Below are 13,985 nucleotides of genomic sequence, written 5' to 3' on the forward strand. Positions count from 1 at the left end.
GGTCGACGGCGATGGCGACGGGCGCGCTGCGGGGGGACAGGCTGTCGATGAGGAGACTCCAATGCGCAAGACGGGATGGAGCCGGCGAGCCGGCATGATGATGGTGCTGTTGCTAGGGTTCCTGCTGTTGCCCGGGCTGGCCTGTGCCAAAGGTCCGGCCGGTACCGTCCTGGTGCTCGGCGACAGCCTCAGTGCTGCCCACAATATCCCTGCCGATGCCGGCTGGGTCAGCCTGCTGCAGCAGCGGGTCAGGCAGCAGTCGAAAACGCCGGCGCGGATCGTCAACGCCAGCATGAGCGGCGAGACCACCGCCGGCGCCCTGACCCGGCTGCCGGGCCTGCTGGCGAAGGAGAAGCCGGACGTGGTGGTGATCGCTCTGGGGGGCAACGACGCCCTGCGCGGGCTGACCCCGGCGCAGGTGCAGGGCAATCTGGAAAAGATGGTGCAGGCCAGCCAGAAGGCGGGCGCCAAGGTGCTGCTGCTGGGCATCGATGTGCCACCGAATTACGGCCCTGCGTACCGCCAGCGGCTGGCGGCCGCCTACCGCGCGCTGGCCGACCGCTACGCTGTGCCGCTGCTGCCGTTCCTGCTGGAGGGGGTGGCCCTGCAGCCGGGGATGATGCAGGCCGACGGTCTGCACCCCACCGCCCAGGCCCAGCCGAAGGTGCTCGACAACGTCTGGCCCCTGCTCAAGCCGCTGCTCTGAGCAGCGGATCGGACCTCTTGACGGAACTTCACATTGCCTCCACCGTCGATCCGGCATGTTTCACAAAGCTGAAGTTAGAGGGAATCACATGCGTCAGACGAAGGAGACTTCCGGCTTGGTGCTGGTGGTCGAAGACAACCGCAACATCTCCGAGATGATCGGCGAATACCTGGAAGGTCGTGGCTTCGAAGTCGACTATGCACAGGATGGCCTGGACGGCTACCGGCTTGCGGCGGAGAACAGCTATGACGTGGTGGTGCTGGACCTGATGCTGCCGCGGCTGGATGGCATCGAAGTCTGCCGGCGGCTGCGCAACGATGCGCGCAAATCGACGCCGGTGCTGATGCTGACCGCGCGCGATACGCTGGACGACAAGCTCACCGGCCTGGGGTTCGGTGCCGATGACTACCTGACCAAGCCGTTCGCGATCCAGGAACTGGAAGCACGCCTGCGCGCGCTGATCCGCCGCGAACGCCGCCAGGTGGGTTCGGAAGTGCTCAAGGTCGCCGACCTGGTGCTCGATCCGGTCAGCATGCGTGCCACCCGCGCCGGCACCGAACTGCAGCTGTCGCCGATCGGCCTGCGCCTGTTGACGATTCTGATGCGCGAATCGCCGCGGGTTGTCACCCGCCAGGAAATCGAGCGCGAGATCTGGGGCAACGGGTTGCCGGATTCGGACACCCTGCGCAGCCATCTGTACAACCTGCGCAAGATCATCGACAAGCCGTTCGATCGCCCGCTGCTGCATACCGTGCAGAGCGCTGGCTATCGCATTGCCGACATCGCCCAGCCGATGGCCTGAGCAGGGACCGTGCCGGTGCAGCTGCAGGCCCGGTGCGGTAGCGGACGGGCAACAGGGCAGGGGATGACCGACCGGCAGTGTCGGCGGTCATCATCCCTGCACGACCACGGCGCGGTGCGCTGCCTATAATCGCAGCGCTCTGACCGGGACCCCGCAATGCCGCACGGCCTGCCGCGCAAGATCCGTATCGCCTTCATCCTGCAGGCAGTGCTGGCCAGCCTGGGCATCCTGCTGGGCGCATGGCTGGTGTCGCTGGTCATCAAGCACAGCCTGGTCGGTGCAGCGCTGCGCGAGGAAGCGGCGTATTACTGGACGCTGCACGACGCGTCCCCCGCACAGCCTCCCCCCAATACGCAGAACATCCGCGGCTACCTGCTGGAAAGCGGCCAGTCCGCGTTGTCGCTGCCGGCCAACCTGCGCGACCTGGAGCCCGGTTTCCACGAACTGCCGGCGGATGACCAGCTTGTCCTGGTCGATGTGCGGCCGGCCGGCCGCCTGTATCTGGTATTCCTGCGCTCACGCGCGGAAATGCTGGCGTTCTGGTTCGGCATCGTGCCGGTGCTGCTGACCCTGCTGGCGGTGTATGGCGCCAGCTGGATCACCTATCGCGCGTCCAAGCGTCTGGTATCGCCGGTGAACTGGCTGGCGCGGCGCGTGTCGCGCTGGGATCCCGGTCACCCCGAGGCAGCCGATCTGGAACCGAACAAACTGCCGGCGGACATGCAGGGCGAGACCCGGCAGCTCGCCGCGGCCCTGCATTCGCTGGCCAACCGGGTCAGCGCGCATGTCGCCCGCGAACGCAACTTCACCCGCGATGCCAGCCATGAACTGCGCACGCCGTTGACGGTGATCCGCGTGGCCAGCGACATGGCGCTGGGGGATGATTCCCTGCAGCCGCGCCTGCGCCGCAGCCTGCAGCGCATCCAGCGTGCCGGGCGTGACATGGAAGCGGTGATCGACGCCTTCCTGATCCTTGCCCGCGAGGCGGATGTCGAGCCGCAGGTCGAGCTGTTCGATGTCAACGACATCGTCCGTCACGAGGTGGACAACGCCAACGAACTGCTGGGTACGCGCCCGGTCGTGGTGCACCTGCACAGCGACGGACCGGTGAATCTGCATGCGCCGCCGCGGGTGCTGCAGGTGGTGGTCAGCAACCTGGTGCGCAACGCCTGCAGCTATACCGACGAAGGCCGCATCGACGTGCATGTGCGCGACGACCGGGTGGTGGTGCGCGACACCGGCATCGGCATGTCTGCCGAAGCCCTGTCGCGCGCGTTCGAGCCGTTCTACCGCGCCGAACCCAGTCGCCCGCAGGGCACCGGACTGGGCCTGTCGATCGTGCGCCGGCTGTGCGATCGCTTCGGCTGGAAGGTCAGCCTCTCCAGCGAACCCGGGCAGGGAACCGAAGCCACCGTGATTTTCCGCTAGAGGGCTTTTGCCGGGTCAGAAGCGGGCATTCCGCGGAATGGCAGGGGTAGCGCCGGGCCATGCCCGGCGTGCGCAGAGTCTCAGTCGCAGGTCACCTTCGGTGCCAGCGCGCGGGTCCAGATGGCATATCCGGCGGGCGTCATGTGCAGCATGTCCTCACGGAACAGCGCGCGATCAGGCTGGCCGTCGGCGCCCAGCATCGGCGTGTAGATGTCGGTGAAGCCGGTGTTGGGCAGCCTGGCCAGCGCCGCCTTGACCAGCGTGTTGGCCTCGTTGATCGCCGGCAGCAGGTGCGCCCGTGACGGGCTGGGCTTGATCGACACGTATTCCACCCGGGTCTTGGGCAGGTCGCGATGCACGCGCTGCACGAAGGCGACCACATCGTCGCGCACCTGCACGGCGCTGCGGCCGCTGTTGAGGTCGTTGTCGCCGGCGTACAGGAAGACCTTGCACGGCGCGTACGGGATCACGATCTGTCCGGCATACCAGGTGCTGTCCCGGACTTCCGAGCCGCCGAAGCCCCGGTTGAACACCGGCTGGCCGGCGAAATCGGCCGCCAGGCTGTCCCACATCCGGAATGACGAACTGCCGATGAACTCGATGCCACCACGAGGCGGCGGGGCGACCTTGTCGGCGGCGGCGAAGGCGGCCATGTCGGCGGCCCAGGCCACGTTGGAGACCTGCTCGGGAACGCGGGGCGACGGCGAGGGAACGCGTGCCAGCGCCAGCGGCGCAAGGGTCAGCAGGCCCAGCATCAGCAGAGCGGGACGGCGGTGGGACATCGTGCACTCCAGGCAGGAAGGAGGGAGCCATCATAGGAGGCGGGCGCGGCCCGCGCTTGTCCCCGGCAGGCCATTCGGCCCGACCGCGCGGAGTATGGCCGGCGGCCTTGTGGCAAAATGGCGGCTATCTGCCCATCCCTGTGCACCCATGATTCCCTGCCGTGCGTCTGAGCGGTCGCTGCGCCGCGCCCCTGTTGCTGGATGCTCCACCCGTGGCTGACCAGTTCGGCCACATGCCGCGCGGCCCGCGCCGCATCTTCCAGGCCGCGCGCTGGTCCTGGCAGGGCCTGCGGGCCGCCTGGCTGCATGAGTCCTCGTTCCGGCTGGAGGTCTACCTGCTGGTCCTGCTGACCCCGGTGGCGATCTGGCTCGGCCAGACCCCGGTGGAGCGCGCGCTGCTGATCGGCTCGATGCTGCTGGTGCTGGCGATGGAACTGGCCAACTCCGCCATCGAGGCCGTGATCGAGCGCTACGGCAGCGAGATCCACGAGCTGGCCGGGCGCGCCAAGGACATGGGTTCGGCCGCCGTGTTCGTGCTGATGATGAACGTACTGCTGTGCTGGGCCCTGGTCGTGGTCCCGCATGCACTGGCCGGCCGCTACGGCTGAACCCCCATTCCCCCACTGCCTTGAAGAGTTTCCATGTCCTTTGAGTTCCTCGCCGACCCCAACGCCTGGGTGACCCTGTTCACCCTGAGCGCGCTGGAAATCGTGCTCGGCATCGACAATCTGGTGTTCATCTCCATCGCGGTCAGCAAGCTGCCGGAAGAGCGCCGTCCCTTTGCGCGCAAGCTCGGCATCGCCGTGGCCTGCATCACCCGTATCGCACTGCTGGTGTCGCTGGCCTACCTGGCCCACATGGCCGCCAACCTGTTCACCGTGGCCGGCATGGGCATCTCGATCCGCGACCTGGTGCTGATGGTGGGTGGCCTGTTCCTGATCATCAAGGGTTACATGGAGATCAAGGAACTGATCACCGGTGGCGAAGACGAGAATCCGGCGACCAGCAAGGCGTCGGGCGTGTTCGGCATGGTCATCCTGCAGATCGCCATCATCGATATCGTGTTCTCGCTGGACTCGGTGATCACGGCCGTCGGCATCGCCGACCACATCCCGGTGATGGTCGCTGCCATCCTGCTGTCGGTGCTGGTCATGCTGCTGGCGGCCAATCCGCTGGGGCGCTTCATCGACGCCAACCCGACGGTGAAGATGCTGGCGCTGGCCTTCATCCTGCTGATCGGCGCGGTGCTGATCCTGGACGGCCTCGACGTGCATGTGCCCAAGCCGTACATCTACGCCGCGATGGGCTTCTCGGTGCTGGTGGAATGGTTGAACCTGCTGATGCGCCGTCGCGCGCGCGACCACCACGTGCCGGGTGCCGGCGACTGGTAAAGCGTATGACCTCGAACCCCCGGCCCGGCCGGGGGTTCTGCTTTGCGGGCTACCGCGTCCGCCGAGCATAGCCCGGCGCTAACGGGGTACGCCACGCCTCGGGCAACGCCGGGCCATGCCCGGCGGGGGCTTTTGCCTGCAATGCCGGCGTACGCCTTCACTTGTGAACCCGCATCAACAGTGTTTTCCCCGGGCGAGGCTTAATCCGGTGCGGCAAAGCGCGCAGGCTACGCGCTCCCGATTCCCGCCCCCAGGAAGTCCCCCATGAAGTCCAGAGCCGCATTGCTGGCGCTTGCCGTCGGCGCCTTCGCCATCGGCACCACCGAGTTCGCCCCGATGGGCCTGCTGCCGGTCATCGCCGACGGCGTAGGGGTTGGCATTCCCACCGCCGGCATGCTGATCACGGCCTACGCCATGGGCGTGATGCTGGGCGCGCCGGTGATGACGCTGCTGATGGGACGCTTCGGCAAGCGCACCGCGCTGATGCTGCTGATGTCGATCTTCGTGGTCGGCAACCTGCTGTCGGCACTGGCGCCGAACTATGGCCTGCTGCTGTTGTCGCGGCTGGTCACCAGCCTCAACCACGGTGCCTTCTTCGGTATCGGTGCGGTGGTCGCCGCCAGCCTGGTACCGAAGGACAAGCAGGCGGCGGCGGTGGCCACGATGTTCATGGGCCTGACCATCGCCAACATCGGCGGCGTGCCGCTGGCAACCTGGGTCGGCCAGCAGCTGGGCTGGCGCCTGTCCTTCGCCGGGACTGCGGTGCTGGGCCTGGTCGCGATCACTGCGCTGGGCTTCGCGCTGCCGGCGTCTGCACCGGGCCCGCGCCCGGACGTGCGCCGTGAACTGAAGGCCATCCTGCAGCCGCAGGTGCTGCTGGCCATGGCCACCACGGTGCTGGGCGCCGGTGCCATGTTCACCCTGTACACCTACGTGGCGCCGGTGCTGACCGAGCTGACCGGTGCCTCCAATGCCTTCATCGCGATGTCACTGGCGCTGATCGGTATCGGTTTCACCATCGGCAACGGCATCGGCGGGCGAATGGCCGACTGGTCGCTGGATGGCGCTACGCGGATCCTGCTGGCGGCGCTGGCCGTGTTGATGTTCGTGCTGCCGCTGGCCTTCATGAATCCCGTGACCGCAGCGCTCGGTGTACTGCTGTTCGGCGCGGCGACTTTCGCCATCGTGCCGCCGCTGCAGATCCGGGTGATGGAAGCGGCCACCGAGGCGCCGGGCCTGGCGTCATCGATCAACGTGGGCGCGTTCAACCTGGGCAATGCGCTGGGGGCTGCGCTGGGCGGGGCGGTGATCAGCCTGGGCCTGGGCTATGCGGCCATTCCGGTGGCGGGTGGCCTGCTGGCGGCGGCGGGATTGCTGCTGGCATGGTTGGGGCGTCCCCGCACTGCGGTGGCTGAAGCCTGCTGAGGGGTGTTGGATTCCGGCAGGGCTTGCAGCCCTGCACCCGCCGAATCAACGTCAACGTCAACGTCAACGGCAAAAGCCTGCATTCCGTGGGTTGGCGGGGTGGGTCCGGTTGAGGGGGGCGCTGTAAGTACCCCTGCGGGGCCCGGCCCATTCCCGCGATCTGTCGCAACGGCGTTCCTCTCTGGTAGGTGTCGACCTTGGTCGACACGAATGCCTGAAGAACCGGCTTCTGCTTTTGATTTTTTTCTTTTGATCTTCCCGCGGTGCGCAGGAAACCGTATGAGGCCGGGGGGGGGGGGGGGGGGGGGGGGGGGGGGTGCGCGGGCTGGTTGGGGGGTTTTTATCGCCCGGGGGGTTGTCCCGCCGCCCCCCCCCCCCCCCCCCCCCCCCCCCGGGACTACTCAGGCGATCCCTGAGCATGGCCACCGCGGAGGGGGCGGCGCCCGATGGCCGGTCTTTCACCCGAACCATGGCATGCTCGGCGCCAAGCCCACCCGGAACCTCCGCCATGCGCCTGTTCACCCGTGTCCTGCCCCTGATGCTGCTGGCCTCCCTGCTGTCCGGCTGCGGCTACAACGCGATCCAGCAGAAGGATGAAGCGGTCAAGGCCAGCTGGTCCGAAGTGCTCAACCAGTACAAGCGCCGTGCCGACCTCGTGCCCAACCTGGTACAGACCGTGAAGGGCTTCGCCAGCCAGGAAGAGCGCGTGCTGACCGAAGTCACCAACGCCCGCTCGCGTGTCGGCCAGATCAACGTCAACGCCGATGACGAAGCCTCGCTCAAGCAGTTCCAGCAGGCCCAGGGCGAACTGGGTAGCGCGCTGTCGCGGCTGCTGGTGGTGACCGAGAACTATCCGGTACTGAAGTCCGACCAGAACTTCCGCGACCTGCAGGCCCAGCTGGAAGGCACCGAAAACCGGATCACGGTTGCGCGTGGTCGTTACATCCAGCAGGTGCAGGACTACAACACCTACATCCGCTCGTTCCCGCAGGTGATCACCGCAAAGCTGTTCGGCTACAAGACCAAGCCGAACTTCACCGTGGACAACGAAGCGCAGATCTCCAACGCACCGGCCGTCGATTTCGGCAACGCGCCGCAGCAGCAGCCGGCACCGCAGCCGGGCCATTGAGCCATGCGTCTGGCGACGGCACTGCTGGTCATGCTGCTGTGGCTGCCGCTGGCCGGCCACGCACAGTCGCTGGCGCCCATCCCCGCGCTGGACTCGCCGGTGGTCGACACCACCGGCACGCTGGACGCCGCGCAGAAGCAGGCGCTGGTGCAGCAGGCGCTGGACCTGCAACAGCGCAAGGGCAGCCAGCTGCAGGTGCTGGTGGTGCCCACGACGCAGCCGGAGGACATCGCGCAGTACACGACGCGGGTCTTCGACCAGTGGCAGATCGGCCGCAAGGGTGTGGATGACGGCGTGCTGCTGGTGGTGGCCAAGGATGACCGGCGTGTGCGCATCGAGCCGGGCTATGGTCTTGAAGGCGCCATCCCCGATGCCATCGCCAACCGCGTCATCCAGGAATATCTGGTGCCACGCTTCCGCAGTGGCGACTACGCCGGCGGCATCACCGATGCCACCGCCGTACTGGTCGGGCTGATCGACGGCGAGTCGCTGCCGGCGCCGGTCAGTGGCCAGCGCGGGCGGGAGGCCGACGGCGGTGGCGATACCTGGATCCTGGCGTTGTTCATCGGCGTGTTCGCAGGCACGGTGCTGCGGGGCGTGTTCTCGCGGGTGCCGCGGCCGGTGCGCGGGCTGCTCGGAGGTGCGGGTGCGGCGGTTGCTGCCTTCCTGTTCACCTCCACCCTGCTGGCCAGTGGCCTGGCCGGCGTTGTCGGGCTGGTGGTGGCGATGCTGTCCGGCCATCCCGGCCGCTTTGCCGGCGGCAGTGGCTGGGGCGGCGGCAGCTGGGGCGGCGGTGGTGGTTTCGGGGGCGGCGGCGGTTTCGGCGGTGGTGGCGGCTGGGGCGGCGGCGGCGGCCGTTCCGGCGGCGGTGGTGCTTCGGGAGGTTGGTGATGATCCGTCGTCTTTGCCGTCATCTGTTCTCGCCCTCGGTACGACGGGCGTTTCCCCCCGCCACGCTGCAGGCGATCACCGCGGCCATCGCTGCCGGTGAGCAGCGCCACGGCGGCCAGGTGATGTTCGCTGTCGAAGCCGACCTGCCGCTGCACGCGGTCTGGCGCGGAATCACGCCGCGCCAGGCGGCGGAGCAGGCATTCGCCCACCTGCGCACCTGGGATACCCGGCACAACAACGGCGTACTGATCTACCTGCTGCTGGCCGACCACGCCATCGAGATCGTCGCCGACCGGGGCCTGAGCGACCGGGTCAGCGCGGCGCAGTGGCAGCGGGTGTGCACCCACCTGCGCGAAGGCCTGCGCGGCGCCAGTCCGGTGGATGCGCTGCGCGATGCGATCGACGAAGTCTCCAGCCTGGTGGAAGGGCACTTTCCGGCCTCGACGCGGTCGGAGGATGACGCGCTCCCGAATGCGCCGCAGATCCTGGGCTGAGCCCCGGTCCCGGGCCGGGTCGGGGCGCTAAAATACCCGTACTCCTGCCAGGCGTCTTCCATGATCTATTTCCACGACATCGACCCCATCGCCCTCTCGCTGGGGCCGATCAAGGTGCATTGGTACGGCATCATGTACCTGCTGGGTTTCACCGCCGCCTGGCTGCTCGGTCGTCGCCGGATCGCCGCCGGGCGCCTGCCCGGCGTCGATGCCAACGGATTCTCCGACCTGTTGTTCTACGCCATGCTGGGCGTCGTGCTGGGCGGGCGCATCGGTTACATGCTGTTCTACGCGCTGGGCGATTTCCTGCACAACCCGCTGCTGCTGTTCAAGGTATGGGACGGCGGCATGAGCTTCCACGGTGGCCTGCTGGGCGTGCTCGGCGCCTGCTGGTGGTGGTCGCGCAAGCACAGGCTGCACTTCTTCGACACCATGGACTTCATGGCGCCGCTGGTGCCACTGGGCCTGGGTTTTGGCCGCATCGGCAACTTCATCGGCGCAGAGCTGTGGGGCAAGTACACCGACGGCAGCTGGGGCGTGGTGTTTCCGTCCGGCCTGCCGGCGCCGCTGAACCAGCTTGACCACGCGACCCTGCAGGCGCAGTTCGCGACCGGCGCGCTGAACCAGTACGCACGCCACCCCTCGCAGCTGTATGAAGCCTTCCTGGAGGGGCTGGTGATGTTCGTGGTGCTGTGGGCGGTGTCGGCCAAGCCACGCCATCGCTATCTGGTGGGGGGGCTGTTCGCGCTGATGTACGGTGTCTTCCGCTTCGCGGTGGAATTCGTGCGCATGCCCGACAACGGCATCTACGTAGCGTTCGACTGGCTCACCCGCGGCCAGATCCTCAGCCTGCCGCTGATCGCGCTGGGCCTGGTGCTGCTGGCGATGTCGCGCCGCGCACCGGTACTGCAGCCGCAGCCGCTGGCGGTGGAGGGCAAGGCATGAAGGCCTACCTGGACCTGCTCTCGCACGTGCTGGAGCACGGGACGGAGAAGAGCGACCGCACCGGTACCGGCACCCGCAGCGTGTTCGGCTGGCAGATGCGCTTCGACCTCAACGAAGGTTTCCCGCTGGTCACCACCAAGAAACTGCACCTGCGCTCGATCATCCACGAGCTGCTGTGGTTCCTGAAAGGCGATACCAACATCGGCTACCTGAAGGACAACCAGGTACGGATCTGGGACGAATGGGCCGACGGCAACGGTGATCTTGGCCCGGTGTACGGCAAGCAGTGGCGCAGCTGGGCCACCGCCGATGGTCGCGAGATCGACCAGATGCAGTGGCTGGTGGACGAGATCAAGCGCAACCCCGATTCGCGGCGGCTGGTGGTCAGCGCCTGGAACGTGGGCGAGCTCTCGCAGATGGCGCTGATGCCCTGCCACAACCTGTTCCAGTTCTACGTGGCCGATGGCAGGCTCAGTTGCCAGTTGTACCAGCGCAGCGGCGACATCTTCCTCGGCGTGCCGTTCAACATCGCCAGCTATGCGCTGCTGACCCACATGGTTGCGCAGGCCACCGGCCTGGGCGTGGGCGACTTCGTGCATACGCTGGGCGATGCGCACCTGTACTCCAACCATTTCGAGCAGGCCCGCGAGCAGCTGGCGCGCGAACCGCGCGCGCTGCCGAAGCTGTGGTTGAACCCGGACGTGACCGACCTGTTCGGTTTCCAGTTCGACGACATCCGCATCGACGGCTACGACCCGCATCCGGCGATCAAGGCGCCGGTGGCGGTATGAGTATCCGCCTGATTTCCGGGAGCCTGCTGGCGCTGTGCGGCATGCTGCCGCTGGCCATGGCGCAGGCCGGACCGGCCGATGCGCTGTCGTTGGCCAGGCAGGTCAATGAGCAGATCGTGCACACGCACATGCGCGAGGAAGTGCATGCGTTCGCCGGGGCATTCAACGGCAGCACCATGATGCCCCCGGATGTCCCGGAAGGATGCCGGGCGCAGATGCGTGAGGCGGTAACGGGCATGTACACGGCAATGACCGACCACCTGAAGGCCGGTATTGAGGATCCGGCCTATCAGCGCACGCTCGAGCAGCAGCTTGCCAACGTCTATTCCAGCGACCAGTTGCAGGCGTTTCTGGCACGTCGTGCCAGCACCGATACCGCCGCGCTGTCGGCAGAGATCCTGTCAGGACCGGGCCTGAAGGATATCGAAGAGGCGCAGAAGCAGAAGATCCTGGGTGGCCTGGACGAGCAGTCCACGTCCAGCCCTGCGCTGGCTGCGGCGTTGCAGGCCGCCAGTGCAGCGAACGCTGCCTGCGAACGCCTGCAGATCGATGCCAACTGAGGAGGTCGCAGCATTGAAGCTTTCGATGATCGTGGCGCTGGATCGCAACCGTGGCATCGGCCAGGGCAATGCCATGCCCTGGCACCTGCCGGATGACTTCAAGCACTTCAAGGCGCTCACCCTGGGCAAGCCGATCCTGATGGGGCGCAGGACGGCCGAGTCGATCGGCCGCGTGCTGCCGGGGCGGACCAACCTGGTGCTGACCCGCAGCGGTCAGGTGCCGTTCGAGGGCATGCGCGCGGTGGCCTCGCTGGACGAAGCGAAGGCGATCGCTGAAGGCGAGGGGGCCCGTGAGCTGTGTGTCATCGGAGGCGGCGAGATCTTCCGCCAGCTGCTGGAGCAGGCCAGTGACCTGTACCTGACCTGGGTCGATGCCGAAGTGCCGGCCGACACCCATTTCCCGCAGGTGGACCCGCAGCTGTGGCGGGAAACAAGCAGTGAGCCCCATCCGGCCGACGAACGCCACGCTTATGCGTTCCGCTTCGCGCATTACGTGCGCCGCTGATCGCCGCACCTGTGGAGCCGAGCCATGCTCGGCCTCGTTCCTCAAGGCTACAGGATCGTTTACGGCATCCGGTAATGCCCGATGATGGCGTGCTGGAACAGCAGGTTCTCTTCCCGGGTCCCGCGCGCGATGTTGTGCAGTACCAGCGGTGTCCCGTCGGCCAGCTGCCGGTCGGAGACGATGCCCACGTGCAGCAGGCCGTTGCCATTGAGCTTCCAGGCGACGATGTCGCCTGCCGCGTAGTCGGCGGCGAGGGCCGTGATGGGCTGCTGCCAACCCTGCCGCTCGAACCAGCGCATCAGGTTCGGTACGCGGCGATGATCGATGTTGCGATCCGGCCGTGACAGGCCCCATATCGCGGGATAGGCGCCGAAACTGCTGCGCATGTCTTCATGCACGCGCGCCTGCAGATCCAGTCCCAGATCGCGCAGGGCGCGCACCACCACGTCGGTACACACACCGCGATCAATCGGGACGTCCCCGCCGGGATAGGCCAGCACCCGATAGGCCGGGTCGTAGCGGGTGGTGACGCCGATCTGTGCGCGCGCCGCGGTCACCAGCGGCGGCGAAGATGCCTGCGGTTGCGATGGTGCGTGGCCGGCGTTTTCGCCGCCGGAGGGAACCGGGGCCGGACCGGGCTGGCAGCCGCTGGCCAGGGCCAGCGTCAGCAGCAGCACCGTCCATGGTGCCCGACCGCGCGCGGTCATGCCTGCGGAGGCGTGCCGGTGCTGTTGCCGCCACCCGTACCGCCACCACCACCACCACCGCGCCGACGGCGGCGACGTGGGCCGCGGTTGCCCGGGTTGGCAGCGGTGTTTCCGCCGCCCTGTTCCTTGCCCTGTGCCGCAGCGGTAGACCGCTCGTGGGCCGGTCGCGCCGGCGGCCGGGCATTCGGAACCGGAGCAGGTACATCGCGGCCGGGCACCTGCACCACGCGCAGCTCATCGGTATCGAGCTGGATCGCGGTCAGCTTGCCGCCCCACACCGCGCCGGTGTCGATGGCGTGCACGCCCTGGGTGATGGTCAGGCCCAGCGCCGACCAATGGCCACATACGACCTTCAGGTCGCGCTCGACCCGGCCGGGCACTTCAAACCACGGATACAGTCCCTGTTCCTGCGTGCCCGGCGTGCCCTTGTCCTCGATGCCGATGCGTCCGCGCGGAGTGCAGTAGCGCATGCGGGTGAGCACGTTGATGATCGCCCGCGAACGGTCGTAGCCGGACAGGTTCGGTGCCCAGCTTGGCTTGTCGCCATACATGTTGCGGAACAGCTTGCGGTAGCCCGCGCCGTGCAGTTGCACTTCGACTTCGGCCGCATGCTTTTCGGCCATCTGCGTGGTCCATTTCGGCGCAAGGCCGGCGTGCACCATCATCCAGCCCATCTCGCGGTCCACATGCACCAGCTTCTGCAGGCGCAGCCAGTCCAGAAGTTCGTCGCGGTCCTCGGCCTGCACGATGCGCAGCAGGTCCGGATTGACCTTGCGCTGCTCTTCCTCGGTGCGTGCACCGACCGCCAGCAGCGAAAGATCGTGATTGCCCAGTACGACCACGCTGTGCTCGCGCAGCGAATGCACCAGCCGCAGCGTTTCCAGGGATTGACCACCGCGGTTGACCAGGTCGCCGCAGAACCACAGGGTGTCCTGCGCGGGGTCGAAGCGGAGCTTCTCCAGCAGTCGCTGGGTCACGTCATAGCAGCCCTGCAGGTCGCCGATCGCCCACACACTCATCGTCCGGCCTCCGTGTCAGTGCAGGGTACGTGGGATGGCCAGCACGAACGGTGCGACCGGCGCGGCGAATTCGGTGCCGTCATCGGCGACCATGTCGTAGTGGCCCTGCATGGTCCCGTGATCGGTCGCCAGCATGACACCGGACGTGTAGTGGAAGTCTTCACCGGGACGCAGCCGCGGCTGCTCACCGATCACACCTTCGCCATCGACGTGCTCGACGCGGCCGTTGGCATCGGTGATGCGCCAGTGGCGCGCGACCACCCGCGCGGCCACCCGGCCCTGGTTGTGGATGCGGATCGTATAGGCGAACGCATAGCGGCCGTCCTCCGGCACGGACTGGTCATCGAGGAATCGCGGTGCGACCTCGACGGAAATGGCGTAAACGTCAGCGTCTTCCATACCGGCAGTGT

Annotated in this window: 17 protein-coding genes; 13 read left to right on the forward strand and 4 right to left on the reverse strand. The window is 67.4% G+C overall.

Annotated features, from left to right (window positions below; all coding sequences use genetic code 11):
- The first annotated feature begins 61 nt into the window (after window positions 1-61).
- The 3 genes from ACVOME_RS03915 to ACVOME_RS03925 all read left to right on the forward strand — a co-directional run bounded on the left by ACVOME_RS03915 (window position 62) and on the right by ACVOME_RS03925 (window position 2,936).
- Window positions 62-706: an arylesterase gene (locus ACVOME_RS03915; protein ID WP_053516417.1), complete on the forward strand. Its 645-nt coding sequence runs from the start codon at window positions 62-64 to the stop codon at window positions 704-706.
- Between the two features lie 88 nt (window positions 707-794).
- Window positions 795-1,508, forward strand: coding sequence for a response regulator transcription factor (locus ACVOME_RS03920; protein ID WP_002811889.1), 714 nt, complete (start codon window positions 795-797; stop codon window positions 1,506-1,508).
- A 156-nt stretch (window positions 1,509-1,664) separates the two neighbouring features.
- Window positions 1,665-2,936, forward strand: coding sequence for a sensor histidine kinase (locus ACVOME_RS03925; protein ID WP_053516416.1), 1,272 nt, complete (start codon window positions 1,665-1,667; stop codon window positions 2,934-2,936).
- Window positions 2,937-3,016: 80 nt separating this feature from the next.
- On the opposite strand, the gene ACVOME_RS03930 is transcribed toward ACVOME_RS03925, so the two are convergent.
- The gene (locus ACVOME_RS03930; protein WP_065182787.1) at window positions 3,017-3,718 is read right to left on the reverse strand and encodes an SGNH/GDSL hydrolase family protein; all 702 of its coding nucleotides are present in this window, start codon (window positions 3,716-3,718) and stop codon (window positions 3,017-3,019) included.
- A 212-nt stretch (window positions 3,719-3,930) separates the two neighbouring features.
- Between ACVOME_RS03930 and ACVOME_RS03935 the strand changes: the two genes are divergently transcribed.
- From ACVOME_RS03935 to ACVOME_RS03980, 10 genes are all read left to right on the forward strand, one after another.
- Window positions 3,931-4,326 (forward strand): diacylglycerol kinase, encoded by a 396-nt coding sequence (locus tag ACVOME_RS03935; protein ID WP_053516413.1) that lies wholly within the window; start codon window positions 3,931-3,933, stop codon window positions 4,324-4,326.
- 33 nt (window positions 4,327-4,359) lie between these two features.
- Window positions 4,360-5,109 carry a TerC family protein gene (locus tag ACVOME_RS03940; protein WP_481504764.1) on the forward strand — a complete coding sequence of 250 codons (750 nt, stop codon included), beginning with the start codon at window positions 4,360-4,362 and terminating at the stop codon, window positions 5,107-5,109.
- A gap of 264 nt (window positions 5,110-5,373) precedes the next feature.
- Window positions 5,374-6,534, forward strand: a complete 1,161-nt coding sequence (locus ACVOME_RS03945) for an MFS transporter (RefSeq protein ID WP_481504765.1) — start codon at window positions 5,374-5,376, stop codon at window positions 6,532-6,534.
- Window positions 6,535-7,042: 508 nt separating this feature from the next.
- Window positions 7,043-7,663, forward strand: a complete 621-nt coding sequence (locus tag ACVOME_RS03950; RefSeq protein ID WP_100471327.1) for a LemA family protein — start codon at window positions 7,043-7,045, stop codon at window positions 7,661-7,663.
- Window positions 7,664-7,666: 3 nt separating this feature from the next.
- The gene (locus ACVOME_RS03955; RefSeq protein ID WP_414488135.1) at window positions 7,667-8,554 is read left to right on the forward strand and encodes a TPM domain-containing protein; all 888 of its coding nucleotides are present in this window, start codon (window positions 7,667-7,669) and stop codon (window positions 8,552-8,554) included.
- Window positions 8,554-9,048: a TPM domain-containing protein gene (locus ACVOME_RS03960; RefSeq protein ID WP_065182836.1), complete on the forward strand. Its 495-nt coding sequence runs from the start codon at window positions 8,554-8,556 to the stop codon at window positions 9,046-9,048. The genes ACVOME_RS03955 and ACVOME_RS03960 overlap by 1 nt, the downstream gene beginning before the upstream one ends.
- A gap of 60 nt (window positions 9,049-9,108) precedes the next feature.
- Window positions 9,109-9,993: a prolipoprotein diacylglyceryl transferase gene (lgt, locus tag ACVOME_RS03965; protein ID WP_065182837.1), complete on the forward strand. Its 885-nt coding sequence runs from the start codon at window positions 9,109-9,111 to the stop codon at window positions 9,991-9,993.
- A complete protein-coding gene (locus tag ACVOME_RS03970) occupies window positions 9,990-10,784 on the forward strand; it encodes a thymidylate synthase (protein WP_065182838.1) in 795 nt (264 codons plus the stop codon). The genes lgt and ACVOME_RS03970 overlap by 4 nt, the downstream gene beginning before the upstream one ends.
- Window positions 10,781-11,344, forward strand: a complete 564-nt coding sequence (locus tag ACVOME_RS03975; RefSeq protein ID WP_241686021.1) for a hypothetical protein — start codon at window positions 10,781-10,783, stop codon at window positions 11,342-11,344. Before ACVOME_RS03970 ends, ACVOME_RS03975 begins: the two co-directional genes overlap by 4 nt.
- 13 nt (window positions 11,345-11,357) lie before the next feature.
- The gene (locus ACVOME_RS03980) at window positions 11,358-11,849 is read left to right on the forward strand and encodes a dihydrofolate reductase (RefSeq protein WP_481504766.1); all 492 of its coding nucleotides are present in this window, start codon (window positions 11,358-11,360) and stop codon (window positions 11,847-11,849) included.
- Between the two features lie 59 nt (window positions 11,850-11,908).
- On the opposite strand, the gene ACVOME_RS03985 is transcribed toward ACVOME_RS03980, so the two are convergent.
- The 3 genes from ACVOME_RS03985 to apaG are packed head-to-tail and all read right to left on the reverse strand — an operon-like array spanning window position 11,909 to window position 13,974.
- Complete coding sequence (locus ACVOME_RS03985; protein WP_164153075.1) at window positions 11,909-12,556, reverse strand: DUF1287 domain-containing protein; 648 nt, start codon at window positions 12,554-12,556, stop codon at window positions 11,909-11,911.
- Complete coding sequence (locus ACVOME_RS03990; RefSeq protein WP_128990584.1) at window positions 12,553-13,575, reverse strand: symmetrical bis(5'-nucleosyl)-tetraphosphatase; 1,023 nt, start codon at window positions 13,573-13,575, stop codon at window positions 12,553-12,555. Before ACVOME_RS03990 ends, ACVOME_RS03985 begins: the two co-directional genes overlap by 4 nt.
- Before the next feature lie 15 nt (window positions 13,576-13,590).
- Complete coding sequence (gene apaG, locus ACVOME_RS03995; RefSeq protein WP_481504767.1) at window positions 13,591-13,974, reverse strand: Co2+/Mg2+ efflux protein ApaG; 384 nt, start codon at window positions 13,972-13,974, stop codon at window positions 13,591-13,593.
- Window positions 13,975-13,985: the final 11 nt, after the last annotated feature.

The sequence above is a fragment of the Stenotrophomonas sp. STEN008 genome (assembly GCF_056760435.1).